The following is a 26,192-nucleotide window of genomic DNA, read 5'->3' on the forward strand; positions in this document are numbered from 1 at the left end:
TTTTTTCAGCTTGTTTGTAGGCGTCGAATATATAATCGAGCTCTTCATCTAGTCCATACTTCATGGCAAGTTCTCCAAGAAATCTTAGATCATTCATGTATTCCTCTGTTGTTATCATTTTTGATAATTGTCCCTATGTATTTTAGTTTTTCATTGAACTGTCTTTCGACTGGAGTTAAAAAAATCAGAAGGCCCGCAGAAAAATTCGCGGGTCTTCAACGTGATTAAGTCGCCATGAGTATGACGGAGTATAAACAGATTTGGCTGTTGAGGATTACTTTAAGTCGGCTGCAAGAGGCTCCAACGCTTCTTGAAGTTTTTTCAACGTATAGCCGTTCCCATAGTTCGGGCCCATTCCGGGCGATTTGTGCCCCATAAAGAAATCTTGCATTTCTGCGGGAATGCTATGCTCCCTCATGCGGTCCTTGAAGCAATGGCGGATGCTATAGGCAGACTGGTCATCATTCTCAAACAGCTTGTTGTCCTTAAGGAACTTATTGATTGCAGCAGATGCATTGGTAGGGCCGTTCGCGTCCCGATATCGGGTAAAGCCGTTAGGACAGTTTCGAAACGCTTCCAGTGCAAGACCAACCAACGGGATACGTCGTTCGCGGAAGGGAGTTTTCAGCTTTCGGTATTTGTTATCTCGAAGAATGATATGCGGAATTTCAGCTTGCAGATGGATGTCTTGCTCAGGGTCTATTCCGCACAACTCCTTGAAGTTGCAGCCACTGTCGATCATTGCGAGCACAATGAACCTCAAGTCGTCATTGAGGGGAGATAGAGCGTCACTTTCAATCCATTCTTTCTTGATGTGGGAAATATTGAAAGCTGATCGCCGGTTCTTGTTTTGCTTAAAATGCATTCTTGAAAATACACAGTTAGTATCCAAATCTATCTCCTTGTAATATTCATTAAGCAATACACGTAGGTGCGTGAGGTATTTGTTTGCGGTATTGGCAGTGATTTCATCATTGTAAATTCTATCGCGTAGAAAATCGTAAAATGATTTCGCATCCACTTTCGTTAGATCGCTAATTTTCTTGTTATCACCCAGATGTGAAACAAGCTGTTTACATGCGTTCTTAAGCGGGTCGATTTTCCGTGCATACTCGCGCGGATTTAATGACTTGAGTTCATAGTTACGAGATTTCTCGTAGAAGGATGGTAAGTCATTAATTCTCGGTTCGTTGTTGTTTTTACATAGAAAACTCTTCACTGCGCCCGTGGTAACCCGCTTTATACCCTTCAGGGCTTGTACGGTTTCCCTGACTGAAATCGGGTCAGAGATCAAACTACGAATGTCTTGAAGTACTCTTCCTTGTGCGCTCGCCCGCTGTTGTGATTTGGAAAAATCAATGCTGCTCGCCGGAGCATAATCGCCACGACGCATCGCCATAAGTTCTTCTTCAGCGGACGATTTCGCATCGGCATAACGAGCCAAAGCAATGCTTTCATCACGGGTTTTTAGGGAAAGCACTATTTCTGAAGGATATCCGGACTTCCGGAATTTTGTCGGGATGACCTTCCGGAAGTAATAAACGCCATTTCGACAATACAGGCCCTTCACAGGGAATTCAATTTTATTCATTTTACAGTATGTTCCTTTTTCTTCTTAAATTAGATCAGGTCTATCCACATTTGCCAGACCGGTTAAAATATAATCCAAATACCAAAACGTATACCTTGAGTTAAAAGATTCCGTTTGCACAAGTCATAAGACAAGCACAGTGAATCTCCGGCTGACTCTTGCGCGAAGCAAGTTCAACGGAACGATGTTTGGATTTTTTGCTTGGTGGGAAGCTATTTACGAAACCGAATGTCGCTTCGTTGAAAGCGATAAAGAAATCATTCGTACCACGCCCGAGTGGCCATATTTAATAAATAATCACCAATACATACACACTCGATTTCACCAAGCATATACCGCACAAAATGCGTGTGGTATAATTCGAAATCGGTGCGATTCGAATGATGGCGATCATATAGATGAGTCGTTACTTGAATGCAAGATAAAAAATCATAAAAAGTGTTTTTTATTGTTTTCGATGACTTGAGTTGCTTCAAGAGGCTTTCTGCTGGGGGATTCAAGCTCTCCGTGTTTTAAAGAGCGGCCCACACCCAAAACCATGTGATCCGTAGCTGTGTCCGGTTCATCTGCGATGGGTGCCGCTTTATGGGAATCACTTCAGCAAAAATTTCGGAGTGTGACGACCTGCTGCCAATCCATCACTGGATGAGGTGGAACTGTGTGCTTGGTTTGAGATTCAACTGTTTCAGATGGTTGGGCAGGGCTTTCTCGTAGAGCTGAAAATCTCAGGAAGTTGTAACAGATTTTGTAACAGTTTGAGGGGTGCCATAAAAAATACTGAATAAAATCAATTACATAATGGGGTATTTGGGGACATTCTGGCGGAGAGAGAGGGATTCGAACCCTCGATACGGTTTCCCGTATACACGCGTTCCAGGCGTGCGCCTTCAACCACTCGGCCACCTCTCCGTCTGCCTTGCTGTCGGGAAACCGTGTCTCACGGTGAAAACTGACTGCAAACGTGACACCGCTTTTCGAAACAGGCGCTGGTTAATCGCCAACTAGCGGGTGCGGCGCGAATATAGCCAGAAAATGCATATGTTCAACAGCTATTTGCAAGTTTTTGCGTCTAAATCGCAGAGCCTGTGCAAAGAGCGATATCAACGAGATAACTGTCTGAAATTATTATATTTTATTTTAATCGTGCAATAGTGTTCCAGCTTGGCTTTGAGCCTGACGGGTTCTGTGTGCTATGCTTTAGCAACATCAAAAAGACAAATCTTCGGGAGACCGGTCAGAAAACCGGCGTCGAAATCAAGGTAGGAAATCCGGGGCAGAGAATCGTGATCCGATTTGTATTGCGTAGTTTTGCGGTTGTTTTTCTGGCTTTGGCGGTGATTTTCGCGGTCCTTGATGGCGCGCGTTCCGTCGGCGCGTCGCAGTTCATAGCGAAGCCGCTTTTTTCCATGTGGTCGCGCAACGCGCCCGAGACATTGGCCGATGCAGAAACGTTCGTGACACACTATATAGGGGCAGGAGTCTGGAATGCCGTCTGCATCCCTTTGCTTGAGCGACCGGGTTGGCTTCTTTTCGGCATTCTCGCCCTTTTATTCTATGCAATCGGTCATCGTCGGGAGCGCCCTCTGGGACGCTTCACCGCTCGATAATCAGGAGGTGGATACCATGAGTTTCTTGGACAGCTATCGCAAGAAGACGCAGATGCCTTCGACGGACGAAGCTTTGCCGGGACGCGCGCAACCGATCCCGACATCTACGACCCACTTCGTCAATGGTCGTCCGCTGAAAGGACCATGGCCGGAAGGCTATAAGCAGGTTCTGTTCGGAATGGGATGCTTCTGGGGTGCCGAGCGCCTGTTCTGGCAGGTGCCAGGCGTATATGTAACGGCTGTCGGTTATGCGGGCGGGGTCACACCCAACCCCACCTATGAGGAAACCTGCACGGGGCTGACCGGCCATGCGGAAGTTGTGCTGGTCGTTTACGATCCGAAGGTGGTGAGCCTTGACGAGCTGCTGACCCTTTTCTGGGAGGAGCATGATCCGACGCAGGGCATGCGGCAGGGCAACGATATCGGTACGACCTATCGTTCAGTCATCTATACTTTCGACAAGACAGATCGTGATGTGGCGGAAAAGAGCCGGGAAGCCTATTCGCAGGCGCTTGCCGGTCGTGGTCTCGGTCCGATCACCACGGAAATCGAGGATGCGCCGGAGCTCTATTATGCCGAGGATTATCACCAGCAATATCTGGCGAAGAACCCGAACGGTTATTGCGGATTGCGCGGCACTGGCGTGAGCTGCCCGATCCCGCTGGCACAATAAGCGGGCTGTAATCAACAGATCGCGCGGTCCTTACCGCGCGATTTTCTTTTTCATGATCAGCATCCCGGCATAGTCGCCTTCCAGATGCTCGAAATCGCTCCAGCCGATCTGGCGGTAAAGGTCGGGCTTGTCTGTGTAAAGATAAGCTTCCGCATAGCCGAGTTCCCGCGCGGCATCCTCGATGGCGTCAACCAAACCTTTGGCAATGCCTTTACTGCGATAGTCAGGCGCGACGAACACACTTGCCACCCATGGCTTCAGATGCGGATGTGTTTCCAGATCGTTGTGGATCAGAAGGGCAAGACCGGCGGGTTGTTCGTTCCAGAGGGCAACTCGCGCCACCTGTCCATCGTCTTCGCGGGAGATGTCGTTAAAAGCCTTGACGGTCTGTTCGAGGGTGGAGCCGCTAAATTCACCCCATTCCGCATGGTTCCACGCGGCACAAATGGGCACGAGATCGGGGCGGTCGGCGAGGGAGGCAATCTGAAGCATGGTGTTACCAGTGCGGTGGTTTGGTGACCGGTACGTCCGGAGCAGTCTGTTCTTCCAGTTCCAGAAAGCGGTCGGTCAACGCGCCGAGCTTCTTGGAAAGCCGGTCTATGGTTTTCCATTGTTCGGCCAGAACGGATGACAACTCGTCGATTGTCTTTTCCTGTTCGGCTACGCGAATTTCGAGCTCGGTCAGGCGCTGGTCCGGTGTCATGGCTGGCTTCCATTGGTATTTGGGCGTCGGTGGTCAGCGGGGTTTAGCCGCTTTCGATCCATATCGGAAGTACGGTATCACATCATTGCGTCAGCACGAGTACGCCGTTTGAAACTTCATAGTGACGCAGACGTTTCAGAAAGCTCATGCCGAGAAGCGTATCGGACAGGGCATCGTCGCGCAGAACCATGGCCTCCACATCCTCTACACGAATACGCCCGATTTCGATGCTGGGCAGGATGGCGGATGCAGCGACGGTTTCGCCATTGGCGGTCGAAACGCGATACTTGAAATCATCGGGTTTGAGCGACAGGCCGATGCGTCGTGCAGCGTTTGCGTTGATCGCAACCACGCTCGCCCCCGTGTCCACCATTGCACGAAGGGATTGCCCGGCAATTTTTATGTCCGTGATGAAATGGCCACGACTGTCCGGTGTGATCTGCGTGCGGCGTCCGCTATAGGCGGCGGGGTTTTGCGAAGGAGCAGTTGAAGCTGTCGCTGACGTGCCTGAACCGGATTCTGGCTGTTGCCTGAATTTTTCAAACAGAAGCGGGAAGGCAATTGCCAGTCCCGCAAATACCAGAAGGATCGTAAAAACCCGCGCCATACTGCCCCCGTTTCCAGGTACATTAGCAGGCGCGGGTTAATGCTTACTTCGTACCGTACATACGGTCGCCGGCATCGCCGAGACCGGGAACGATATAGCCCTTTTCGTCGAGGCGTTCGTCGATGGAGGCCGTGAACACGTCGACATCCGGGTGGGCTTCGGTAAAGCGCTTGATGCCTTCCGGTGCAGCCAGCAGACAGAGGAAGCGGATATTGGTCGCGCCGCGTTCCTTCAGCTTGTCGATGGCTGCAATTGCCGAATGTCCGGTGGCGAGCATCGGGTCGACCACGATGATGAGGCGGTTGACGATGTCTTCCGGCGCCTTGAAGTAATATTCGACCGGCTGCAGCGTATCGTGATCACGATAAAGGCCGATATGGGCGACGCGCGCGGCGGGCACCAGATCGAGCATGCCTTCGAGAAGACCATTGCCTGCGCGGAGGATCGAGGCGAAGACAAGCTTCTTGCCTTCAAGGACCGGCGCATCCATTGGCATCAACGGGGTTTCGATCGGCATCGTGGTCAGTTCGAGATCGCGTGTCACTTCATAGCAGAGCAACAGCGATATTTCCTTCAGCAGCCGCCGAAAGCTGGCTGTGGACGTTTCCTTCTTGCGCATGATGGTGAGCTTGTGCTGGACAAGCGGATGGCTGACGACTGTAACGCCCATGATCTTTCCACTTTTCTTGTTATCTTTTTGACTTTAGCGGCAGTTTGCGCCGGAGAAAACGCCGGGCCAAGCGCGCGCACACAGTTTTATGTCTCTTTGGCCATTTTTAAACGCTAACGCAAGACAGTTCACAAGTGCCGGATCACAAAAGGGGTAGTGGAGGACGGTCTCTGCTTGTATCGTCTGGCACAAGCTTTATATGCATTACGGAAATCGTTTTCGTCTTAATATTCAAAAGCAGGATGAGCTATGAGCCAGCAGAACGGCAATGCGGACCGCGTGGGCGCACAAGGTGGCATGGAGCATTCATTCGGCTTCAAGGCGGTTGACGAAAGCGAAAAGCAGGGTCTGGTCAACGACGTTTTCCATAAGGTCGCCAGCAAGTACGACGTGATGAACGATCTCATGTCGGCGGGCATGCACCGCGTTTGGAAAGATGCGATGATCGCATGGCTGGCACCATCGAAGCGCCCCGGCTGGACCTCGCTCGACGTTGCAGGCGGCACCGGCGATATTGCTTTCCGCATTGTGGAGGCTTCCGGTCGTCAGGCCCATGTCACCATTCTTGATATCAATGGCTCGATGCTTGGCGTCGGTCGTGAACGGGCGATCAAGAAGGGCCTTGCCGACAATCTCGAATTTGTTGAAGCCAGTGCCGAAGAGCTGCCATTTGAAGATGCGAGCTTCGATGCTTACACGATTTCGTTCGGCATTCGCAATGTTCCACATATCGACAAGGCGCTGTCCGAAGCTTATCGCGTGTTGAAGCCGGGCGGTCGTTTCCTTTGCCTCGAATTCTCCGAGGTTGAACTGCCGGTTCTCGACAAGGTTTACGACCAGTGGTCGTTCCACGCCATTCCGCGTATCGGCAAGATGATTACCGGCGATGCCGATTCTTACAGCTATCTGGTCGAATCAATCCGCAAATTCCCCAAGCAGCAGGATTTTGCCGCGATGATCGAGAAGGCTGGTTTCGAGCGCGTGAGCTATCGCAATTTCACTGGTGGCATTGCCGCGCTGCATTCCGGCTGGAAGCTTTGATTGTGCCTGTGGTGAGTTGGGGTCAGGAACGGGGCATCGGGGCATGAGTAATCTATCCGCCGCTTTCCGGCTGATGCGGGCCGGATGGGTTTTGACACGTGAAGGCGTTATCAGCGCCTTGCCGGTGGAAGGGCTCTCTGGCCTTCCGGCATTCGGACACAAGATTGCCGGTCTTCTGGCGCGTCCGCGCGCACGCCACATGCAGCGTTCCGAACGTATGTCGCGGGCCATGAACAAGCTTGGTCCGTCCTATGTGAAGCTCGGCCAGTTTCTGGCAACACGGCCCGATATTGTCGGGCGCGATGTCGCTGCCGATCTCGAACTTTTGCAGGACAGGCTCGACTTCTTCCCACAGATCGACGCAGTTGCTGCTATCGAAGGCTCGCTTGGCCGCAAGATCGATGATCTTTACCTGCATTTCGATGCGCCGATAGCGGCGGCGTCGATGGCGCAGGTTCACCCGGCTGAAATCATGAAAGACGGAACGCGCCAGAAGGTTGCGGTCAAGGTCATTCGTCCGGGCGTGCGCCAGCGTTTCGTCCGCGACCTTGAAGGTTTCTACATGGTCGCGCGCATGCAGGAGCGTCATGTTCCGTTTACGCGCCGCCTGCGCCCGGTTCAGGTTGTCGAGACGCTGCAGCAGACCACCCGTATCGAGATGGATCTGCGTCTTGAAGCGGCAGCACTGTCCGAGATCGCCGAGAATATCAAGGGCGATGCCGGTTTCCGCGTTCCACAGGTGGACTGGGAGCGCACCGGTCGCGATGTGCTGACGCTCGAATGGATCGACGGCACCAAGATGTCGGATATTTCGGCGCTGGCCGCTGCCGGTTTTGATCTCAAGAAACTGGCCGAAACGTTGATCCAGTCTTTCCTGCGCCATACGCTGCGCGATGGCTTTTTCCATGCCGACATGCATCCGGGCAATCTGTTCGTCGATCCGCAAGGCATTATCGTTGCGGTCGATTTCGGCATCACCGGGCGGCTCAACAAGCAGCAGCGGCGTTTCCTTGCCGAAATTCTCTATGGCTTCATCACGCGTGATTATATGCGCGTGGCGGAAGTGCATTTCGAAGCAGGCTACGTGCCGCACACCCACGATGTGGCAAGCTTTGCGCAGGCCATCCGCGCCATTGGCGAGCCGATCCATGGTCAGCCGGCGGAAACCATTTCCATGGCCAAGCTGCTCACGCTGCTGTTCGAAGTGACCGAGCTTTTCGACATGGAGACCCGACCGGAACTTCTGATGCTCCAGAAAACAATGGTCGTCGTGGAAGGGGTGTCGCGTACGCTCGATCCGCATTTCAACATGTGGAAGGCTGCGGAACCGGTGGTGGGCGACTGGATCGCCAAGAATCTCGGACCGCAAGGTATGCTTGCCGATGCGAAGGACAGCGCTTATTCGCTGCTGCATTTCACGCGCAAGACGCCGGAACTTGTTGCGCGTGTGGAACGGGTTTCCGTTGCTCTGGACGATATGGCAGCGAACGGATTGCGCTTTGACGAAGCGACGGCAGAAGCTATCGGCCGGGCTGAAGCGCGCCACTCACGTTGGGGTCGCATCGCGCAGGTGGTGATTGCGGTCTCGCTCGCAGTGATAGCGATTAAGCTTTATATTTGGCTGTAGGATCACTTTTAAGGTGACATCTACCTTCTAAAGTGATTTCAATGATTGCACTTGTAACAAGCAGGTGCAATCAAATGGCCAGCATTACCATCCGTAATCTCGATGATGACGCCAAGGAACGGCTGCGTATCAGGGCAGCGCAGAACGGGCGCTCCATGGAAGAGGAAGCGCGCATTCTGTTGGCCGGGCAGGATATAGCTCCGCAGGCTGTTGCAGTGTCTTCCGGCGCGGGTGCGTCGCTGGCCGGGAAGCGCATTCTTCTCATTATCGGTGGCGGCATTGCCGCCTATAAGACGCCGGACCTCATCCGCCGTCTGCGTGAACGTGGCGCGCATGTGCGCCCGTTGATGACGGCTGCAGCGCAGCAATTCGTGACACCGCTGACCATTGGCGCAGTTTCTGCCGATCATGTCTTCACCGATCTGTTCTCGCGTGAGGACGAGCAGGATGTCGGGCATATCCGGCTTGCCCGCGATGCGGACCTGATCGTCGTCGCGCCCGCGACCGCTGACCTTATGGCGAAGATGGCGAACGGGCTTGCCGATGATCTGGCCAGTGCGGTGCTGCTTGCTCGCAAAGTTCCAGTGCTTGTTGCGCCTGCCATGAACCCGGCCATGTGGGACAATCCCGCGACGAGACGCAATCGTCTGACGCTCGAAAAAGACGGCGTTCGCTTCATCGGCCCGGAGAGGGGGGAGATGGCGGAAAGCGGTGAAGCCGGAACCGGACGAATGAGCGAGCCACTGGCGATTGTCGCGGCGATCGAGAACCTGCTTGCTCCGCAGGCAAAGCCGCTTGCAGGCAAAACCATTGTCATGACGTCCGGCCCGACGCACGAGCCAATTGATCCGGTGCGCTACATTGCCAACCGTTCGTCGGGCAAGCAGGGCCACGCTATTGCGGCGGCGCTGGCGCGGCTTGGTGCGACGGTGCATCTGGTGTCCGGCCCGGTCACCATTCCTGACCCCGAAGGCGTCGATGTCATTCATGTCGAGACGGCGCGTGAAATGAAGGCTGCTGTGGAGCGGCATCTTCCTGCCGATGCGGCAATTATGGTTGCAGCGGTTGCCGACTGGCGCACGGCCAATGAAGCCGGACAGAAGATCAAGAAGAAACCCGGTGAAAGCGCGCCGACGCTTGCCATGGTCGAGAACCCGGACATTCTGGCCGGTGTCGGCCATAGCGACAAGCGTCCCGGCCTCGTCGTCGGCTTTGCAGCAGAAACGCAGGACGTGGCCGAAAACGCGAGAGCCAAGCTTGAAAAGAAGGGCGCGGACTGGATCGTCGCCAACGATGTTTCGCATGCGCCGGATGGCAGTAGCGTCATGGGCGGCGACCGCAATCGTGTCCGCATTCTAAGCCGTTCCGGCATCGAGGAATGGCCGGAAATGAGCAAGGAACAAGTGGCTGAAAAACTGGCGGAGAAGATTGCTGAGCGGCTTTTGGAAACGAAAGGCTAAGCGTTTTTGGGCGATGCCGGTTTAGAAAAACTCGTCCAGCAAACGGTAATAGGCAATTTTCGTTTCGTCGATTGCCGGGCCGCCATAAATGTCGAGAAAAGGCTGTACCCATTCGTCGCCCAGATTGTAGCGAATGCTCCAGCAGGCTAGTGCGAGATCCTGATGGCGGTCTGCACGGCCGAGCCTGCCACAGTCGATAAAGCCGGTGAATGCACATTCGCTGGCCATGAAATTTGGCAAGCAAGCATCGCCGTGAGTCACGACCACATCTTCCTGTGACGGTTTCAGGCGGCAAAGTTCGGTGAACAGGTCTTCGGCGCTGCGGCCTTCGCGCTCGTCATCGAAATCATCTTCATCGACGGCACCGGCTTCGACCCGCTTGCGCGCGTCTTCAATGCGACGGTCCAGCCGGTGGTCGAAGGGACAAGCGGCGGGATCGACGCTGTGCAGCGCCTTCAAGGCTGTCGCGAGAATGGAGACGATGCTGTCCGCCGGGAGAGTGCCGACAGATGAGGCGAGGTCCGATCCGGCAAGGCGCGTCATCAAAAGAAAGTGGTGGTCGGCCTGCGTCTCGTAAGCGACGACCTTGGGGCAAGGCAATCCCTGCCTTGCGAGCCATTCGAGCCGGGCGCCTTCACCGGCAAGTTCGCTGACGGTGCTGGCCGGTTCGATTTTCAGAACGAGCGGTTCATGTTCGTCATGATCGAGAAGCAGGACATTGGCGGTCGAGCGGCCAAGCTCATCCTGCTGGCTGCTATAACCGGCAAGCCGATGCAGCAACGCATCGGGCAAATCGAGAGCAGCCAGAACAGGATCGGTCATATCACCATACCGTATCAGGCCTTGTCGCGGACCTGATAGTCCTTGACGGTGGCAAAGCGAATATCCTTCCAGCGTTCGGCTTCGTAATTGAGAGAGAAGCCGTTCTGGGCAAGGAAGACCGGATCGTGATCGAGGTCATGGGCGATATCGGCACGATGCGAGGCGATGAAACGGTCGAGTTCGGCCGGATCATCTGCCGTAATCCACCGGCAGACCGAGAAGCGCGACATTTCAAAGCCGACCGGCAGCGAATATTCCACTTTCAGGCGTTCGGTCAGAACGTCGATCTGAAGAGCGCCGACAACGCCGACAATGGCTGGAGAACCGTCATCAGGCACGAAGAGCTGTACAACGCCTTCTTCAGCCATCTGCTGCAGCGCTTCACGCAGCTTCTTGGCTTTCATGGCGTCGTCCAGACGCACGCGGCGCAGGATTTCCGGCGCGAAGTTCGGCACGCCACGGAACAGGATATCTTCACCCTCGGTCAGCGTGTCGCCGATGCGCAGCGTGCCGTGGTTCGGAATGCCGACCACGTCGCCCGCAAAGGCTTCGTCGGCAATCTGGCGCGAACGTGCGAAGAAAAATTGCGGCGCAGACAGGCTCATTGGCTTGCCGGTGCGCACCAGCTTTGCTTTCATGCCGCGCGACAGCTTGCCCGAGCAGACGCGCAGGAATGCGATGCGGTCGCGGTGGTTCGGGTCCATATTGGCCTGAATCTTGAACACGAAACCGGTCATCTTGTCTTCGGTGGAGCCAACCATGCGCGTGTCGGCCTGCTGGTCGCGGGGTGAGGGGCCGAAATCGCAGAAAGCTTCGATCAGGTCGCGCACGCCGTAATTCTTCAGCGCCGAACCGAAATAAACCGGCGTCATATGACCTTCGCGGAAGGAGGCGAGGTCGAACGGACGGCAGACGCCGCGTGCCAGTTCCACACCTTCCAGCCATGCCTCGCGTTCGTTTTCAGGCAGCAGCGCGGCGGCTTCTTCCGGGCCGCTGACCTTGGTCGGCTGCTCTTCATTGTCCTGACGACGCATCGTGTCGTTATGCAAGTCAAAGGTGCCTGCAAAGCTCTTGCCTGAGCCGATAGGCCAGGTGATCGGAGCCGTGTCGAGCGCCAGCTTTTCTTCGATCTCGTCGAGAATTTCGAGCGGATCGCGCGCTTCGCGGTCCATCTTGTTGACGAAGGTGACGATTGGAATGTCGCGCATACGACAGACTTCGAACAGCTTCAGCGTGCGCGGCTCAATACCCTTGGCGGCGTCAATGACCATGACGGCGGAATCCACGGCAGTCAGCGTGCGGTAGGTATCGTCCGCAAAGTCTTCGTGGCCCGGTGTATCGAGCAGGTTGAAGATGCAGTCCTTGTATTCGAAGGTCATCACCGAGGTGACGACCGAGATGCCGCGGTCGCGCTCGATGTTCATCCAGTCCGACCGGGTCTGGATGCGGTCCTTCTTGGCCTTCACCTCACCGGCGAGCTGGATGGCGCCGCCGAACAGCAGCAGCTTTTCGGTCAGCGTGGTCTTACCGGCGTCCGGGTGCGCGATGATCGCGAATGTGCGGCGCTTGGAAACGGGATGGTCAGCGGGCATGAAGAAACTCGTGATGGCGAAACGTTGGGCTGCGCGTGAAAGCGCGCCGCGAAGATGTTGGGGAGCATCTAGCAGGACTTGGCCGAAAGGTCGAGTTCAAATGAAAAAGCGGCGCAGTGCGCGCCGCTTTGCCAGTGATCTGTGATGTTTATCGGCTCTTGATGCCAAGGCCGAAGGCAATAAAGGACCAGCCCTGGAAGATCAGGTCTATCGCCAGGAAAAGACCAAGAATGAACAGGCTGTTGACCGGCCATTGCATGGCGATGATGAGACCGAGCAGCATGGTGATGACACCGGCTGCGACGATCCAGCCCCAACCGGCGGACGGTTTCGATTTGAAGCCTAGCCAGATGCGGAAAGCACCGGAACCGAGAAGGGCTGCTGCCAGAAGGAAGGTCATCACGCCAGCCGCTAGCACCGGATTGATGAAGGCGACGATACCGGCTGCCGTGTAGAGCAGGCCGCTCAGGAGCCAGAAGAAGAAGCTGCCCCATGTTTTGACGCCGAAGGCGTGAATGATCTCGATGACGCCGCCAATCAGCATCATCAGGCCGACATAGTAGACCGAGACCACGGTGGCCAGAACGAGATTACCGAAGGCGATGCCTCCGAGGATCAGCAGTGCGACCCCAAGGGCGACGAACCACCCCCATTTGCTGGAAAGTTCCTTTGGAAAGGTCGGGCGGTCGAAATCATTATGAGCTGTTGCCATGAGACGTCCCTCAAATTGTCATGCCTCGGGAACAATATAAGGCATGTCCGGGATTTGACCAGCTTTTGTGCGAGGCGTGTGGGATCATCGTTGTCTACTCTGTTCGTTCGCTCGACCGCGCATTATATCTCTTTGCTATTGCAGTCGTTTTCCGCTTAAAGTTCATGTGATGTTCGATCTCGTTTCCCACTACTGGCCGCATATCCTGTTCGTTCTGTCGGGCGTTCTGGGCGCGATTGCCGCCATTCACGCGACGATGACGAAGGACGAGGTACGCACGGCCATCGGCTGGGTAGGCGTGATTGTGCTGTCGCCCATCGTCGGGGCGGTGGTCTATGCCATTGCGGGCGTGAACCGTATCCGGCGGTCGACGCTCACCCACCAGCGCGCCAATATGGGCAAGATCGCGCTCTATCACCTGTCGCATTTCGATACGACGAACGACCTCGTGCGCGCCGCCTTCGGACGTCAGTTCGGGGCGATGAAGATATTGGGCGATGCCGTCAGCCTCTATGATTTCACCAGCGGCAACAGCATCGAGATGCTGGAAACGGGGGACGAAGCCTACGCCGCAATGCTCGACGCGATAAGCAGAGCCGAGCGCAGCATCATGCTGGAAACCTATATTTTCGACCGGGACGCCATTGGCGAAAAATTTGCCGATGCTCTGGGTGATGCGGTCAAGCGCGGTGTGGAAGTGCGGGTGCTGGTCGACGCTGTCGGCGCGCGCTATTCCTTTCCGAGCATCGTGAAGCTTTTGAAGGACAAGGGTGTTGCCGTCGATGTGTTCAACGGCAACATCATCATCGGGTTGCGCCTGCCTTATGCGAACCTGCGCACCCACCGCAAAATTCTCATTGTTGACGGCAAGATCGCCTTTACCGGCGGCATGAATATCAGAGCGGGTTTCGTGCGTGCGATCGCGGGCAAAGCGGTTGCCTTCGATACGCATTTCAAGCTTGAAGGCCCGGCGATTGCCGATCTCTTCCATATTGCATCCGAAGACTGGCGCTTTGCGACCGGCGAACTTCTGACCGGCGAGGCATGGAAGATAGCGCCGCCGGAAAACCCGCCGGGAACGGGAACGCTGGTGCGTGTCGTCGGGTCTGGCCCCGACAAGAATGTGGAAACCAACCAGCGCATGATGATGGGCGCTTTCTCGATTGCCGAGCAGCATATTCTCATCATGACGCCTTATCTTCTGCCGGACCGTGAACTGATCAGCGCGCTGGTGACGGCGGCGCGGCGCGGCGTGTCAGTCGATATCGTCGTGCCGGGCGTCAACAATCTGAAGCTGGTGGATCGCGCCATGCGTGCGCAGTTCGACCAGCTGTTGAAGGATGGTTGCCGCATCTGGCGGGCAGGTGGCGCTTTCAATCATTCGAAACTGATGACCATCGACGGTGCTTGGTCTTATGTCGGATCGTCCAATATTGATCCGCGCTCGCTGCGACTGAATTTCGAGGTCGATCTTGAAATTCTCGACCGCGACGTGGCGCGTCAGGTGGAAGAACGCATCGGCAAGGTGATCGAGGGTAGCCGCGAGGTCAATCTTGCGCGTCTCAAGAACAGGCCATTTCTGGAGCGGCTTCTGGACCGGATTATATGGCTGGGTTCGCCCTATCTCTGAGAGTTATCCCGTCCTGCTCGTGAAGATTTCCGGGCTGAATTCTTCCAGCAGGTTCGTTGCCGATTTGAGGTCAAGATGCGCCTTGATGGGCAGGTGATCGGATGCCAGGCGCGCCAGTGGCGTGTTGTGTACTTCAACCGATGTGACGAGATTGTGCGGTGCTCCGAGCACGCGATCCAGCGCAAAAACCGGGAACCGCGACGGGAAACTCGGGACTGCTGTGGCGACATGGTTGAATGTCGGCATGAGGGCAGCGAGTGACGAGCGCTTGCCGATGCGCCATTCGTTGAGGTCGCCGATCAGCAAGGTCGGCACCGTATCGGCTTCCTGCAAGGCAGTAAGAATACTTTCGGCCTGCTGCTCACGGGAGCGTTTCAGAAGACCAAGATGCGCGGCGATCACGCGCAGGGGGCCTGCCGGAAACTGCAGGTCCGCAACCAGTGCACCGCGCGGTTCGACACCGGGAAGCTTGAGCTGCTGCACATTGCGCACCACACCTTCACGGAACAGAAGCACATTGCCGTGCCAGCCGTGGCCCTTGGGCATTGTCGCGGTAATGGGGACTGGAACGAGCCCATGGCGGCGCTCAAGCAGGCCGAGATCAAGCAGGCCGGAACGCTCGCCGAAACGCCTGTCGGCTTCCTGCAGGGCAATCACATCCGCGTCGATTTCACTGATGACTTCAGCCGTTCGTTGCGGGTTGAACTGTTTGTCGATACCGATGCATTTGTGGACATTGTAGGATGCAATGACGATATCACCGCCGGTAATATTGGCGTTGAGCGGCCTGAAACCCGGCCTGTTCCGGATAGCAGTCAGGATGGACTTCGATATCCGGTTTGGTTCTTTCTTTTTCAGCACCCGTTTTTCACCTGTCAGGTATTCTGTTCTGAAAGACTATGACTATACCGGAGAAATGAACCGGCGATCAGTCTTTATATAGTCAGATTGTATCTCTGTTTGAATAGCAATTCCCTACACAATCAGGCGATCTCAATATCCGAACGCAGAGGATGTTGGCATAGTTCCCAACCTCATCTTGCAATGAAACGGATCAGCCTGTCAGTGAGGCCGGTATAGGGCGGCTTGATGAGGTCGCTCGGAGCCGGGGCATATTTGGTCAGGACGGGCATTGCCTTGGAAAAGGTCAGAAAACCGTCATGGCCATGATACTGGCCCATACCGCTTGCACCCACACCGCCGAATGGCAGGCTGCTGCAGGCGAAATGGTAGAGCGTGTCGTTGACGCAGACGCCACCCGCAACGATACGGCTGAGCATCATTTCAATTTCTGCAGTGTTATCGCTGAAGCAGTAAAGCGCCAGCGGACGGTCAAGCTTGAGAACAAAGCCGATTGCATCGTCGAGCAGGCGATAGCTGATGATCGGCAGAAGCGGACCGAAAATCTCCTCCTGCATGATCGTGCTGTCGGCGGCAGGTTCCAGCACGAGCGCAGGCGCCATTGATCGCGGCTGTTCGGAGCTTGCCGGAAGCTCAATGACGGCCTCGCTCCTGTTTGCGGCATCGGCCAGGAGTTTCGACAGCCGCGCTTCCTGAGCATCGTTGATGATCGTCGTGCGGTCTTTTTCCGCTGATACGCTGCCGTAACGTGCCTGCATTTCGCCTCGCAGAAGGTTCACGAATTCGTCGCGCTTGCTGTGATGGATCAGAACATAGTCAGGCGCGATGCAGGTCTGCCCCGCGTTGAAGAATTTTCCCGTCGCGATCGCTCGGGCGGCGCGTTTGAGATTGGCGTTTTCGCTGACGATGGCAGGTGACTTGCCGCCAAGCTCAAGCGTCACCGGGGTCAGGTTTGGTGCCGCCGCCGCCATGATCTTGCGCCCGACAGCAGTGGAGCCGGTGAAAAAGAGATGGTCGAATGGCAGCGATGCAAATTGTGCTGACAGGGAAGCATCGCCAAGCGCCACGGTAACACGATCCTCCGGGAACACATCGGCAAGCAGGCTTTGCAGGAATTCGGCGGTGCGTGGCGTGTGTTCTGATGGTTTCAGGAAAACGTGGTTCCCGGCTGCAATTGCCGCGACAAGCGGCGCCAATGCCAGATTGACCGGATAATTCCACGGCGCGATGATCCCCACCACGCCGAGCGGAACATAACGGATTTCGGCCTTGGCGGGCCACATTTTCCAGCCTGCCTTACGGCGTTTCGGTTTCATCCAGCGCTTGAGATTGTGCAGGGCATCATCAATTTCGGAAAAGACGACACTGGCTTCACCGAGCAGGGTTTCGTGCAGCGAGCGATTCCCAAAATCCGCGCTGATGGCCTTCGCCATTTCATCCAGTCTTGCTTCGAGCCGCTCGCGCAGGCGCTTCAGGTCGTCCAGACGCTGCTCATAGGCAGGGCGGTCTTCAAGCCATGCGTGACGCAGGCGCTCGAATGAGAGCTGCAATGCCTGTTCTTCAGTTGTCATAGGCAAAATCCTCCGTTGAACGGGCAAAGAGGAATTGCGCAGCATAATAGGTTGCAAGCACCCACAGACCGTTCAGCGGAATGTCGAGGCTGAAGCGTCCATAAGCAAGCAGCGTGTCGCTTGCCATGAAGAAGAGGCCGCCTGCTGCCGCGAGCCATGCGGCATAGCGCTGTGGCGTTTCCGGCTCGGTGCCGAGCGCGCGGCTCATCGCCTGCGCCGCCATGATGCCGAGCGCTGCGGCATAGATGACGACCGGGATTTTCATCGACGTCGGCAGCGACGACCAAAGGCCTGCTATGATGGCCAAGGCCGCGATGGCAAAAAGGACGAAAACGCCTTTATGCGCGGCAAAGCGCGTATGGCGGCAAAGCGCATAGATATAGGCGCAATGGGTGATGAGAAAGCAGATCAGGCCCGCCATGAAATAATCGCCGGGCAACATCAGGAAAAAGTCCCCGAGTGCTGCAAAAGCCAGGCCAAAGGCGACGGCAAAGCCATAGGATTTCGATTTGGGGCGTTCGGCGCAAAGGACGGCGGCGAGCAGCAGCAGGGTTGCGGTTGGCTTGGTCAGATAGTGCAGCCAGCGCCAGGCGGAATCCTCGCCACTATAGCCCATGAGACTGCCCGCAATGGCGCAGATCGCGCAGAACAGAAACAGGCCGTAAAGCGTTCTGTTTCTCCCGAATTCCAGCAAGCCTTTACGGCGCATATTCGCTCCCCGTTATTATATTTGTAAGCAAATGAATTTGAGCAAAGGACGTCGGATTGTGCCGCCAATTGCGAGATCAGCGCAATAGGCACAATTCATAGGGCTGTTGACAAAGCCTTGCCGAAGGGGCGGGTTCTCTACTCCAATGGTTCGGGAAGCCCGGCTGGAATCAGGAAAGGTTCTTACGTCGCTCGATTTCTTCTTCCGATGGGTGGTCCATCGCAAAAGATCCGGTCTTGAGTTCGCCTGAACGCTGATAATTGGCAATGATGACGCCGCTGGGCGATGTGGTGGAGCTGACCAGCTTGAAGGCTGATGGCACGGATTGCCCGTCGAAGAGACGCTTACCTTTGCCAAGGATGACCGGATAGATCAACAGCCGCAACTCATCGACCAGATCGCTGGCAAGTAACTGATGGACCAGTTCGCTGCTGCCCGAGACTGACAGGTCAGGGCCTTCGGTGGCCTTGATGGCTCTCAATGAGGCGATGATATCGTCGCCCAGCAGTTCACTGTTCTGCCAGTTCAGGCTTTCCGGCCTGTGCGTCGCGACATATTTCGTTACATCATTGAACATTTTGGTGATCTCGCCTTCGCCGGATACGAAGCCGGGGTCGTTGGGGTCTGTTACCTGATGCGGCCAGTGGGCAGCAAAAATATCGTAGGTGCGTCTGCCCAAAAGCAGGTCGAACGGCTTGGAAAAGCTTTCACCCATGGCTCCGGCAACCACATCGTCCCAATAGGGCACTGTCCAGCCGCCATATTCGAATTGGCCGGTACGATCTTCCTCCGGCCCACCTGGCGCCTGCATCACGCCGTCGAGGCTCAGAAACGTTCCAACAATGATCCGTCGCATGATTTTCCTCCCAGAAAGCCCGCCACGCGGGGCCTACCTTACAAGGTAGGGGCGGATCAGGATAGATGCGGGCTGTCAGGAGGTATTTCTGCCGCCTTGCGTCTCTTGCGCTCTAGGAACGATGCCAGATCGTCGCTTTGTTTTTCTGCCAGCCGTTTCGGTGCAGCAGGGGTGTGTCGTCATCAGCCAGTGGCCAGCCGATGCACAGATAGAGGCTGAAGCGCCAGCTGGGCGGAGTCTTGAAAAGCGTTTCCATTGCATGTGGATCGAGAATGGAAACCATACCGACGCCAAGCCCGAACGATCTTGCCGCCAGATTGAGATTCTGGACCGCCATTGCCGTGCTGTGCTCCAGGGTATTGGCCATGGATTGTCTGCCGAGGCCTTGCCCTTCGACGGGCGCAGTCTCGGTAAAAATGGCAAGCTGCACTGGAGCAACGCGGATGCCTTCCAGTTTCAAATCGCGGTAATGCTCCGCGCGCGAGCCTTCATAGATTTGTGCGGCCGACCGGTTGGCTTCCAGAAAGTTGTCGTGCACCGCTGCACGTATTGCAGCAGTTTCAACTGAAATCACGCGCCAGGGGCGGGCATTGCCGACGGAGGGAGCATAATCCATCGCTTCGTGCAAAGCATCGATGATTCCGCCGTCTATGGCTCTATCGCTGAAGTGACGGACATCGCGCCGCCATTTCAGCAATTCGAAGAAAGCGTCGCGTTCGGAGGGAGAAAACTGCATCGACTGCCAAATCTGTTGGTCGGATTAACCGGCTTGAAGCTTGATCCTGTCGGGACGACAATCCAGAAACAAAAAAGCCCGCTTGCGCGGGCTTTTTGAGGTGCTTCTGGACCTTGGTAGTGGTCTGAAGACTTGGAAATGGTGCCCAGAAGAGGACTCGAACCTCCACGCCCTTGCGAGCGCCAGCACCTGAAGCTGGTGCGTCTACCAATTCCGCCATCTGGGCGACGAGGACCCATCTAAGGGGTCGACCTGTCTCTGTCAATCGCGTTTTCGACATTCAGCCAGCTTTTTTTCAGCCAATGCTTTTTTCGCGTTGAAATGAGGGACGAGCGCGCTGGCGCGCCCGACGAATTCACAGCCAAACAGCTATCAGGCTTCGAGAATTTCCTTCGAAGCGACAGTCGAATCGGCATTGAGCCGGTAAACGACCGGAACACCGGTGTTGAGCTCCTGCTTGAGAATCTGTTCCGGTGTCAGACCATCGAGCGCCATGATCAGTGCGCGGAGCGAATTGCCGTGGGCTGCAACCAGAACGGTTTCGCCGCGCAGCACGTGTGGCTGCACCGTGTGCAGATAGTACGGCCAAACGCGCGCGCCGGTATCCTTCAGGCTTTCGCCGCCCGGAGGCGGGACGTCGTAGGAACGGCGCCAGATATGGACCTGTTCCTCGCCCCACTTGGCGCGGGCATCATCCTTGTTGAGGCCGGACAGATCGCCATAGTCGCGCTCGTTCAGGGCCTGATCGCGGATCGTCTTGAGATCAGACTGACCGAGCTGGTCCAGAATGTGCTGGCAGGTCACCTGCGCACGCGACAGCGCAGACGTATAGGCGATGTCGAACTTCAGACCGGCAGCTTTCAGGCGCTGGCCTGCGGCCTTGGCCTCGGCATGGCCCTGTTCGGTCAGGCCCGGATCGCGCCATCCGGTGAAGAGGTTCTTGAGGTTCCACTCGCTTTGACCGTGGCGGACCAGGACGAGAGTACGAGACATATGCAACGCTCCGTTAGAGAGCGCATCCCGAAAAGTGTGAAGCGGTTTTCGGATAAGATGCGCGATAAGACAAAACTCTGGAGAGCTGATCTGAACAGGTCGGATCGGCGCTCCGGTGGAAACGATCAGTCGTTCAGCCCGAGAACATCGAGCATCGAATAGAGACCGGGCTTTTTGCCATGGGCCCAGAGTGCAGCCTTGATGGCACCGCGTGCGAACACCGACCGGTCTTCGGCATGATGGGAGAGAACGACGCGTTCACCGGGACCGGCCAGAATCACCGAATGATCGCCGATGACCGAACCGCCGCGCAATGTTGCAAAACCGATGGAGCCGGTTTCGCGCGGGCCGGTATAACCGTCACGCACGCGCACGCTGTTTTCCGCCAATGCAATGTCGCGCCCCTTCGCTGCCGCTTCGCCGAGAAGCAGCGCGGTGCCGGACGGTGCATCGACCTTGTGCTTGTGATGCATCTCGAGAATTTCGATGTCGAAATCCGCAGGATCGAGCGCTTGGGCTGCTTTCTGCACCAGAACGGACAGAAGATTGACGCCGAGGCTCATATTGCCGGATTTGACGATGGTGGCATGGCGGGCGGCGGCGCGGATTTTCTCGTCGTCTTCAGCCGAGCAGCCCGTCGTGCCGATGACGTGCACGATGCGCGCTTGCGCAGCAAGCCCTGCAAATTCCACGCTTGCCGCAGGGCTTGTGAAATCGAGGACGCCCTGCGCCTTGGCAAAGACCGGCAACGGATCGTCGGTGATTGTCACGCCGAGCGGGCCAATGCCGGTGACTTCGCCCGCATCCCTGCCGAGAAGTGGCGAGCTGGAGCGTTCGATGGCACCGACCAGTTTCGCGCCTTCGATGGTCTGGATGGTCCGGATCAACGTCTGGCCCATGCGTCCGCCAGCGCCGACGACGACGAGGCCCACTTCGCTGTTCTGCGTTTCTCCGCTCATCGGGGTTCTCCTGTCCGCAATTCTTCTGCCGTTTTTTCGGTGATGATATCGCCGTTGCCGCTCTGCAATTGATAAAAGCGGGCATAAACGCCGTTCTGGATGCCGATCAGATCGTCGTGACGCCCTTCTTCCACCACACGACCAGCTTCCATCACCACGATGCGATTTGCATTGACCACCGTGGAAAGACGATGGGCAATCACGATTGTGGTGCGGTTCTGCATGATGCCTTCCAGCGCTTGCTGGACCCGCTTCTCCGATTCGTTGTCGAGGGCGGAAGTCGCTTCGTCGAGCAGGAGAACCGGCGCATTGCGCACGATGGCGCGAGCGATCGAGACGCGCTGGCGCTGGCCGCCAGAAAGCGTCACGCCGTTTTCGCCGACCGGCGTGTCGTAGCCCTGCGGCTGTTGCAGGATGAATTCATGCGCATGGGCAAGTTTCGCCGCCTCGATGATTTCCTCATCCGTCGCGTCCGGGCGGCCATAGCGGATATTGTCGGCAATGGTGCCTTCAAACAGATAGGGCTGCTGCGAGACATAGGCGATGGCATGGCGCAGCGACTGCTTCTTGACCTGTGCGATATCCTGTCCGTCGAACAGGATCTTGCCGCTGTCGAGATCGTAGAAGCGCTGGACAAGATTGATGAGCGTCGATTTGCCCGCGCCTGACGCGCCGACCACGGCAGTGGTTTCGCCCGCCTTGGCGACGAAGCTGACGCCGTGAAGCACCGGCGCGGTCTCGTTATAGGAGAAATAGATATCCTCGAAGCGGATTTCGCCAGGACCGGCTTTCAGTTCCACGGCGTTTGGAAGATCGCGCTGGCGCGGCTCTATATCCAGCACTTCATAGATCATGCGCGCATTGACGAGCGCCTTTTCCAGCCCGACCTGAAGGCGGGCGAGGCGGCGAGCCGGATCGTAGGCAAGCAGCATTGCGGTGATGAAGGCAAAGGTCGCGCCGGGAGGCTGCTGTTCGAGAATTGCGCGATAGCCGCTATAGGCCAGCACGCCGGAGACGGCAAAACCTGCCAGCATTTCAGAAATGGGCGTCGTGCGCTCGGAGACCTTGGCGATCTTGTTGCTGCGGCCTTCGGACTGGTCGATGAGCTTGCCGATCTTGGCGCGTAGCTGATCTTCCATCGTAAAGGCTTTGACGATGGCAATGCCCTGAATCGATTCCTGCATCGCACCCAGCAAATGGGAATTGAGATGCACGAGATCACGGGTGACGGAGCGAATGCGGCGTGAAATATAGGCAACGGCGAGAATAAGCGGCGGTCCGATCAGGAAAATCGCAACGGACAGAACCGGGTCCATGTAGAACATCATGCCGACGAGACCGACGAGTGAGATGAAATCGCGCGCGATCGACGAAATCGTCATGTTGAGCAGATCGCGAATGCCGGAAACGTTCTGATTGATCTGCGCTGCCAGATGACCGGAACGGGTGTCGTTATAGAAATCGAGACCGAGCTTCATCAGATGGTCGAAAATGCGCTTTTGGTAGCGCGCGACCAGATTGTTACCGATCTTGGCCAGTTCCACAGCCTGTATATAGCCGGAAATGCCACGCAATACGAAGATGGCCAGCAATGTGCCACAAATGACCCAGACCAGAGCGAGATTTTGCTCATAGAAGATCTTGTCGATCATCGGCTTCATCATATAGGCCAATGCGCCATTCGATCCGCCGACGATGAGCGATGCCAGAATGGCGATAATGTAATTCTTTTTATATTCGCGGATGTTTTCCGACATCATGCGCCGGATTACGCGGGTGGCTTCGCCCGTATCGATCTTCTTGTTTTTCTTCTTAAATAGACTCACGTGCAAAAGCGCTTTTTGTCTCTTAGCCCTCCGGCAGGTCCGGCGGCTATCGTTGAAAAATACGACTTCCCATACGGAAACGCTGCACTGAAAAAGCCATCGGCAATTTCAGTGCAGCGTTTCTATAACGTTATCCGTGCGGCTTGACCATCCTCAAGCTTTGCCGGTCAGAGCGGGATGTTTTTAAGCTGAACCATCATCCCGCTCTAAGTTTTTGTTTGAGCATGATTTTACCCGAAAACCGGTTCCCACTTTTCGGAATCATGCTCTAATGCGCCAGCGGCGTCCTTCGGTCGAAACTTCGAAACGGGCGGGGGCCTGCGCAAAGGCGGAAAGCCCTGTGAGGGCTGCAAGCTGGTGCGTGATCACGCGGACAGGAATGTCGCGCATGATGGCCTTGTGCGGGGCTTTGTCTTCGAATGCTTCGCGAAAAGCGCCGGACTTGAGCGCAGAAAGGATGCGCTGCGGAATGCCGCCGGAAAGATAGACACCGCCATGCGCCATGAAGATCAGCGCCAGATCGCCTGCAACGCGTCCGAGATAGGTGACGAACAGATGCAGGGTTTCTTCCGCCTGCGCATTGCTGCCATCGAGCCCTGCTGAAGTGATGTCGGCAGGTGTTTCCAGCGTTGGCGTCACCTTGTCGGCGGCACATATGGCAAGATAGAGATTGCGCAGGCCGCGGCCGCACAGGATCTGTTCGCCAGCGACGCGGCCGTCGATGCGTTCGATATGCGGGAAGACCTGATAATCGCGTTCAGTGCGTGGGCCGATATCGATATGGCCGCCTTCGCCAGGCACCGGCACCCATGCATGGCGTGTGCGGACAAGACCGGCAACGCCAAGCCCCGTGCCCGGTCCGAGTACGACGCGGGTGGCAATCACTTCTTCCGGCTTGCCGCCAATCTGTTCCAGATGATCGCTGCCGAGAGACACGACGGCAAGCGCCTGCGCCTCGAAATCGTTCAGTACGGTCACGTCCTCGAAACCGAGATCGGCGATCATCTTCTTCGGACGCACGACCCAGTCGCAATTGGTGAGGTCGATTTCGTCACCGTCGACGGGACCGGCCACGGCGAGAATTGCGGAGCGTGGCCGGATCGAAGTGTGATCAAGAATGGCGCTCTGTATCGCCTCATCGATGGTTGCATAATCCGCCGTCTGGAGAACGGGAAATTCCTTCGGCTCTGCATTGGAATCCACCAGGATAGCAAAGCGGGCATTGGTGCCGCCGATATCGCCGACGAGTACTGGAAACCGGAAACCTTGTTCGACCAGCTCTATCTCTTTGTTTTCATGCATGTCTTTGTCCCAAAGCCGGTTCCCACTTTTGGGAGACATGCTGTAGTCGCCAGCATGTCCTCTCCCTGGTCATGTCTTCCGCCCGCAGTGGTCTTCCGCGGGCGAGCCTGTCTTGTGCAGGATTAGAGCGCGTTTCGATCTGATTGAATCAGATCGGTGCTCTAATCATTTGTTTTTACGCGCATCTTTTCCGAAAACCATTTCACACTTTTCGGGATGCGCTCTAATCAAGCGCCTTGATCAGCTTTTCCGCTGTCGCGCGATTGAGCGCCATTGGAATATCGTAGACGCTGCCAAGGCGTGTCAGCGCCTTCACATCGACATCGTGCGGAAGCGGGGACAGCGGGTCGATGAAGAAGATGAGCACTTCCACCGTGCCTTCTGCGATCATCGCGCCGATCTGCTGGTCTCCGCCGAGCGGCCCACTTTTCACACGCTGAATGCTGAGTGAAGGACAGGCATCCAGAATGAGGCTGCCAGTTGTCCCCGTCGCCACGATGTCAAAGCGGGCCAAAGCCTGCTCATGCGCTTTGGCGAAGGCGACCATGTCATCCTTCTTCTGGTCGTGGGCGATCAATGCGATGCGCAGGCGTTCCGTCATGAATGAGCAACCTTACGAGTTGATAACCTTGTCATTAGCATTCTAAATCGTTTTAAATCTATAGCGAAGTGCCAAAGACCTGAAAAGCGCTAAAAGCCGTTACTGCACGCCATAGGTGACATCCGCAACCGAATTCGGCGCAGGGCCGTTGAGGACGGCGGCACAGGCCTTCGGCAGATCGGAAACCATCACCGGACGCGGCTTTTTCGGCGGTTCCTTCGACGGTTTTGCAGGTTTCCATGGCTCGTCGGTAAACCACCAGGCGAGCGACTTGTCACAACCGTCGCCAGCAGCCACTTTCGGCTGTCCCTTGCATTGAGGCGAACCGGGCTGGCAGGTCAGGCGCACGTGGAAATGGTAGAAGTGCCCCCAATAGGGGCGAACCTTGCCGAGCCAGCTTCGGTCGCCCGTCACTGTGTCGCAAAGCTGCTTCTTGATGCCCGGATGCACGAAGATGCGCTCGACTTCCGGATAGCTTGCGGCATGCTTGATGAGGGCCGTGCGGGCAGGGGTCCACTTTTTCGGGTCCACATAAAGCGAATCCGGCTTCAGCATCGAAACGGCGGAAACGCTCTCGCGTTCGGCATCGGAAAACCGCTTTTTCGGCATCGGTGTCAGCCAGATATCTGCATCGAGGCCGACCTGATGCGAGGCATGGCCGGTGAGCATCGGGCCGCCGCGCGGCTGCGAGATGTCACCGACGAGCAGGCCGGGCCAGCCGTCCTGTGCTGCATCGCGGGACAGTTTTTCCAGAAGACCGATCATGCGCGGATGACCCCAGCGGCGGTTGCGCGAAAGGCGCATGACCTGCCAGTTCGGTCCATCCGTCGGCAATGCCACAGCACCGGCGAGGCATCCTTTGGCATAAAAGCCGATGGATTGTGGCTGCTGCGTCAGCACAGGAAGTCTTTCACCGCCGAAAGCCTGTTTGGCCGGCATGTCTTCCGCCATGGCCATTGGCGCGAAGTCGGGCGCGATCATTGCGGCCAGCGAAGCTGCGAGAATGATCTTGTTCAATCTGTTTGCGATCATGGGGCAATTCC

The 26,192-nt window shown here is 56.2% G+C and carries 25 protein-coding genes and 2 tRNA genes; 6 read left to right on the plus strand and 21 right to left on the minus strand.

Annotated features, from left to right (window positions below):
- Positions 1–274: 274 nt before the first annotated feature.
- The gene (locus OANT_RS25030; RefSeq protein ID WP_012091414.1) at positions 275–1,591 is read right to left on the minus strand and encodes a DUF6538 domain-containing protein; all 1,317 of its coding nucleotides are present in this window, start codon (positions 1,589–1,591) and stop codon (positions 275–277) included.
- Between the two features lie 819 nt (positions 1,592–2,410).
- Positions 2,411–2,500 (minus strand) — tRNA-Ser (locus OANT_RS06760).
- 374 nt (positions 2,501–2,874) lie between these two features.
- Between OANT_RS06760 and OANT_RS06765 the strand changes: the two genes are divergently transcribed.
- Entirely contained in the window at positions 2,875–3,198 is a 324-nt protein-coding gene (locus tag OANT_RS06765) for a hypothetical protein (RefSeq protein WP_012091415.1), read from the plus strand.
- A gap of 16 nt (positions 3,199–3,214) precedes the next feature.
- Positions 3,215–3,871 (plus strand): peptide-methionine (S)-S-oxide reductase MsrA, encoded by a 657-nt coding sequence (gene msrA, locus OANT_RS06770; RefSeq protein ID WP_012091416.1) that lies wholly within the window; start codon positions 3,215–3,217, stop codon positions 3,869–3,871.
- A 30-nt stretch (positions 3,872–3,901) separates the two neighbouring features.
- Here msrA and OANT_RS06775 read toward each other — a convergent pair whose 3' ends face one another.
- The 4 genes from OANT_RS06775 to upp all read right to left on the minus strand — a co-directional run bounded on the left by OANT_RS06775 (position 3,902) and on the right by upp (position 5,851).
- The gene (locus OANT_RS06775) at positions 3,902–4,363 is read right to left on the minus strand and encodes a GNAT family N-acetyltransferase (protein WP_012091417.1); all 462 of its coding nucleotides are present in this window, start codon (positions 4,361–4,363) and stop codon (positions 3,902–3,904) included.
- Positions 4,364–4,367: 4 nt separating this feature from the next.
- On the minus strand, positions 4,368–4,574 hold the full coding sequence (locus OANT_RS06780) for a SlyX family protein (RefSeq protein ID WP_010659381.1): 207 nt from the start codon (positions 4,572–4,574) through the stop codon (positions 4,368–4,370).
- A gap of 82 nt (positions 4,575–4,656) precedes the next feature.
- A complete protein-coding gene (locus OANT_RS06785) occupies positions 4,657–5,181 on the minus strand; it encodes a retropepsin-like aspartic protease family protein (RefSeq protein ID WP_012091418.1) in 525 nt (174 codons plus the stop codon).
- Between the two features lie 43 nt (positions 5,182–5,224).
- The gene (upp, locus tag OANT_RS06790; protein ID WP_006467614.1) at positions 5,225–5,851 is read right to left on the minus strand and encodes a uracil phosphoribosyltransferase; all 627 of its coding nucleotides are present in this window, start codon (positions 5,849–5,851) and stop codon (positions 5,225–5,227) included.
- A gap of 249 nt (positions 5,852–6,100) precedes the next feature.
- Here upp and ubiE point away from each other — a divergent pair, with 249 nt between their 5' ends.
- The 3 genes from ubiE (at position 6,101) to coaBC (ending at position 9,979) form a co-directional block, all read left to right on the plus strand.
- On the plus strand, positions 6,101–6,892 hold the full coding sequence (ubiE, locus tag OANT_RS06795) for a bifunctional demethylmenaquinone methyltransferase/2-methoxy-6-polyprenyl-1,4-benzoquinol methylase UbiE (protein ID WP_010659383.1): 792 nt from the start codon (positions 6,101–6,103) through the stop codon (positions 6,890–6,892).
- Positions 6,893–6,935: 43 nt separating this feature from the next.
- On the plus strand, positions 6,936–8,519 hold the full coding sequence (gene ubiB / locus OANT_RS06800) for a 2-polyprenylphenol 6-hydroxylase (RefSeq protein WP_012091419.1): 1,584 nt from the start codon (positions 6,936–6,938) through the stop codon (positions 8,517–8,519).
- Positions 8,520–8,593: 74 nt separating this feature from the next.
- Complete coding sequence (gene coaBC, locus OANT_RS06805) at positions 8,594–9,979, plus strand: bifunctional phosphopantothenoylcysteine decarboxylase/phosphopantothenate--cysteine ligase CoaBC (protein WP_012091420.1); 1,386 nt, start codon at positions 8,594–8,596, stop codon at positions 9,977–9,979.
- Between the two features lie 21 nt (positions 9,980–10,000).
- Here the strand turns inward: coaBC and OANT_RS06810 are convergent, their stop codons facing one another.
- The 3 genes from OANT_RS06810 to OANT_RS06820 all read right to left on the minus strand — a co-directional run bounded on the left by OANT_RS06810 (position 10,001) and on the right by OANT_RS06820 (position 13,105).
- On the minus strand, positions 10,001–10,801 hold the full coding sequence (locus tag OANT_RS06810) for an APH(3')-II family aminoglycoside O-phosphotransferase (RefSeq protein ID WP_012091421.1): 801 nt from the start codon (positions 10,799–10,801) through the stop codon (positions 10,001–10,003).
- A gap of 14 nt (positions 10,802–10,815) precedes the next feature.
- Positions 10,816–12,393 (minus strand): peptide chain release factor 3, encoded by a 1,578-nt coding sequence (locus OANT_RS06815; protein WP_010659387.1) that lies wholly within the window; start codon positions 12,391–12,393, stop codon positions 10,816–10,818.
- Between the two features lie 148 nt (positions 12,394–12,541).
- Positions 12,542–13,105 carry an HdeD family acid-resistance protein gene (locus tag OANT_RS06820; protein ID WP_010659388.1) on the minus strand — a complete coding sequence of 188 codons (564 nt, stop codon included), beginning with the start codon at positions 13,103–13,105 and terminating at the stop codon, positions 12,542–12,544.
- Between the two features lie 169 nt (positions 13,106–13,274).
- On the opposite strand from OANT_RS06820, the gene cls reads away from it, so the two are divergent.
- Positions 13,275–14,735, plus strand: coding sequence for a cardiolipin synthase (cls, locus tag OANT_RS06825; RefSeq protein ID WP_010659389.1), 1,461 nt, complete (start codon positions 13,275–13,277; stop codon positions 14,733–14,735).
- A 3-nt stretch (positions 14,736–14,738) separates the two neighbouring features.
- Here the strand turns inward: cls and OANT_RS06830 are convergent, their stop codons facing one another.
- The 12 genes from OANT_RS06830 to mepA form a co-directional block, all read right to left on the minus strand.
- A complete protein-coding gene (locus OANT_RS06830; protein ID WP_010659390.1) occupies positions 14,739–15,596 on the minus strand; it encodes an endonuclease/exonuclease/phosphatase family protein in 858 nt (285 codons plus the stop codon).
- Between the two features lie 173 nt (positions 15,597–15,769).
- Positions 15,770–17,167: a coniferyl aldehyde dehydrogenase gene (locus tag OANT_RS06835; protein ID WP_012091422.1), complete on the minus strand. Its 1,398-nt coding sequence runs from the start codon at positions 17,165–17,167 to the stop codon at positions 15,770–15,772.
- Positions 17,157–17,876 (minus strand): lysoplasmalogenase, encoded by a 720-nt coding sequence (locus tag OANT_RS06840; protein ID WP_012091423.1) that lies wholly within the window; start codon positions 17,874–17,876, stop codon positions 17,157–17,159. Before OANT_RS06840 ends, OANT_RS06835 begins: the two co-directional genes overlap by 11 nt.
- 169 nt (positions 17,877–18,045) lie before the next feature.
- Positions 18,046–18,732 carry a dihydrofolate reductase family protein gene (locus tag OANT_RS06845; RefSeq protein WP_012091424.1) on the minus strand — a complete coding sequence of 229 codons (687 nt, stop codon included), beginning with the start codon at positions 18,730–18,732 and terminating at the stop codon, positions 18,046–18,048.
- Positions 18,733–18,844: 112 nt separating this feature from the next.
- Complete coding sequence (bluB, locus tag OANT_RS06850; RefSeq protein ID WP_012091425.1) at positions 18,845–19,468, minus strand: 5,6-dimethylbenzimidazole synthase; 624 nt, start codon at positions 19,466–19,468, stop codon at positions 18,845–18,847.
- 139 nt (positions 19,469–19,607) lie between these two features.
- Positions 19,608–19,694 (minus strand) — tRNA-Leu (locus tag OANT_RS06855).
- A gap of 146 nt (positions 19,695–19,840) precedes the next feature.
- Entirely contained in the window at positions 19,841–20,461 is a 621-nt protein-coding gene (locus tag OANT_RS06860) for a 2,3-bisphosphoglycerate-dependent phosphoglycerate mutase (protein ID WP_010659395.1), read from the minus strand.
- Positions 20,462–20,586: 125 nt separating this feature from the next.
- Entirely contained in the window at positions 20,587–21,420 is an 834-nt protein-coding gene (dapB, locus tag OANT_RS06865; RefSeq protein WP_012091426.1) for a 4-hydroxy-tetrahydrodipicolinate reductase, read from the minus strand.
- Positions 21,417–23,246, minus strand: coding sequence for an ABC transporter ATP-binding protein (locus tag OANT_RS06870; protein WP_012091427.1), 1,830 nt, complete (start codon positions 23,244–23,246; stop codon positions 21,417–21,419). Before OANT_RS06870 ends, dapB begins: the two co-directional genes overlap by 4 nt.
- Before the next feature lie 261 nt (positions 23,247–23,507).
- Positions 23,508–24,548 (minus strand): glucokinase, encoded by a 1,041-nt coding sequence (locus tag OANT_RS06875; protein ID WP_012091428.1) that lies wholly within the window; start codon positions 24,546–24,548, stop codon positions 23,508–23,510.
- Between the two features lie 223 nt (positions 24,549–24,771).
- Positions 24,772–25,149: a methylglyoxal synthase gene (locus OANT_RS06880; RefSeq protein WP_010659399.1), complete on the minus strand. Its 378-nt coding sequence runs from the start codon at positions 25,147–25,149 to the stop codon at positions 24,772–24,774.
- A gap of 99 nt (positions 25,150–25,248) precedes the next feature.
- On the minus strand, positions 25,249–26,181 hold the full coding sequence (mepA, locus tag OANT_RS06885) for a penicillin-insensitive murein endopeptidase (protein WP_012091429.1): 933 nt from the start codon (positions 26,179–26,181) through the stop codon (positions 25,249–25,251).
- Positions 26,182–26,192: the final 11 nt, after the last annotated feature.

The sequence above is a fragment of the Brucella anthropi ATCC 49188 genome, assembly GCF_000017405.1.
GTDB classification, from domain to species: domain Bacteria; phylum Pseudomonadota; class Alphaproteobacteria; order Rhizobiales; family Rhizobiaceae; genus Brucella; species Brucella anthropi.

What these genes read in the sequence shown, in the direction of transcription:
- OANT_RS06820 (WP_010659388.1), bottom strand. Translation starts at nt 13,105, where the DNA reads ATGGCAACAGCTCATAATGATTTCGACCGCCCGACCTTTCCAAAGGAA.
- OANT_RS06880 (WP_010659399.1), bottom strand. Translation starts at nt 25,149, where the DNA reads ATGACGGAACGCCTGCGCATCGCATTGATCGCCCACGACCAGAAGAAG.
- dapB (WP_012091426.1), bottom strand. Translation starts at nt 21,420, where the DNA reads ATGAGCGGAGAAACGCAGAACAGCGAAGTGGGCCTCGTCGTCGTCGGC.
- mepA (WP_012091429.1), bottom strand. Translation starts at nt 26,181, where the DNA reads ATGATCGCAAACAGATTGAACAAGATCATTCTCGCAGCTTCGCTGGCC.
- ubiE (WP_010659383.1), top strand. Translation starts at nt 6,101, where the DNA reads ATGAGCCAGCAGAACGGCAATGCGGACCGCGTGGGCGCACAAGGTGGC.
- OANT_RS06840 (WP_012091423.1), bottom strand. Translation starts at nt 17,876, where the DNA reads ATGCGCCGTAAAGGCTTGCTGGAATTCGGGAGAAACAGAACGCTTTAC.
- OANT_RS25030 (WP_012091414.1), bottom strand. Translation starts at nt 1,591, where the DNA reads ATGAATAAAATTGAATTCCCTGTGAAGGGCCTGTATTGTCGAAATGGC.
- OANT_RS06785 (WP_012091418.1), bottom strand. Translation starts at nt 5,181, where the DNA reads ATGGCGCGGGTTTTTACGATCCTTCTGGTATTTGCGGGACTGGCAATT.
- OANT_RS06775 (WP_012091417.1), bottom strand. Translation starts at nt 4,363, where the DNA reads ATGCTTCAGATTGCCTCCCTCGCCGACCGCCCCGATCTCGTGCCCATT.
- bluB (WP_012091425.1), bottom strand. Translation starts at nt 19,468, where the DNA reads ATGCAGTTTTCTCCCTCCGAACGCGACGCTTTCTTCGAATTGCTGAAA.
- cls (WP_010659389.1), top strand. Translation starts at nt 13,275, where the DNA reads ATGTTCGATCTCGTTTCCCACTACTGGCCGCATATCCTGTTCGTTCTG.
- OANT_RS06810 (WP_012091421.1), bottom strand. Translation starts at nt 10,801, where the DNA reads ATGACCGATCCTGTTCTGGCTGCTCTCGATTTGCCCGATGCGTTGCTG.
- OANT_RS06780 (WP_010659381.1), bottom strand. Translation starts at nt 4,574, where the DNA reads ATGACACCGGACCAGCGCCTGACCGAGCTCGAAATTCGCGTAGCCGAA.
- OANT_RS06815 (WP_010659387.1), bottom strand. Translation starts at nt 12,393, where the DNA reads ATGCCCGCTGACCATCCCGTTTCCAAGCGCCGCACATTCGCGATCATC.
- OANT_RS06845 (WP_012091424.1), bottom strand. Translation starts at nt 18,732, where the DNA reads ATGCGACGGATCATTGTTGGAACGTTTCTGAGCCTCGACGGCGTGATG.
- OANT_RS06835 (WP_012091422.1), bottom strand. Translation starts at nt 17,167, where the DNA reads ATGACAACTGAAGAACAGGCATTGCAGCTCTCATTCGAGCGCCTGCGT.
- upp (WP_006467614.1), bottom strand. Translation starts at nt 5,851, where the DNA reads ATGGGCGTTACAGTCGTCAGCCATCCGCTTGTCCAGCACAAGCTCACC.
- OANT_RS06875 (WP_012091428.1), bottom strand. Translation starts at nt 24,548, where the DNA reads ATGCATGAAAACAAAGAGATAGAGCTGGTCGAACAAGGTTTCCGGTTT.
- coaBC (WP_012091420.1), top strand. Translation starts at nt 8,594, where the DNA reads ATGGCCAGCATTACCATCCGTAATCTCGATGATGACGCCAAGGAACGG.
- msrA (WP_012091416.1), top strand. Translation starts at nt 3,215, where the DNA reads ATGAGTTTCTTGGACAGCTATCGCAAGAAGACGCAGATGCCTTCGACG.
- ubiB (WP_012091419.1), top strand. Translation starts at nt 6,936, where the DNA reads ATGAGTAATCTATCCGCCGCTTTCCGGCTGATGCGGGCCGGATGGGTT.
- OANT_RS06860 (WP_010659395.1), bottom strand. Translation starts at nt 20,461, where the DNA reads ATGTCTCGTACTCTCGTCCTGGTCCGCCACGGTCAAAGCGAGTGGAAC.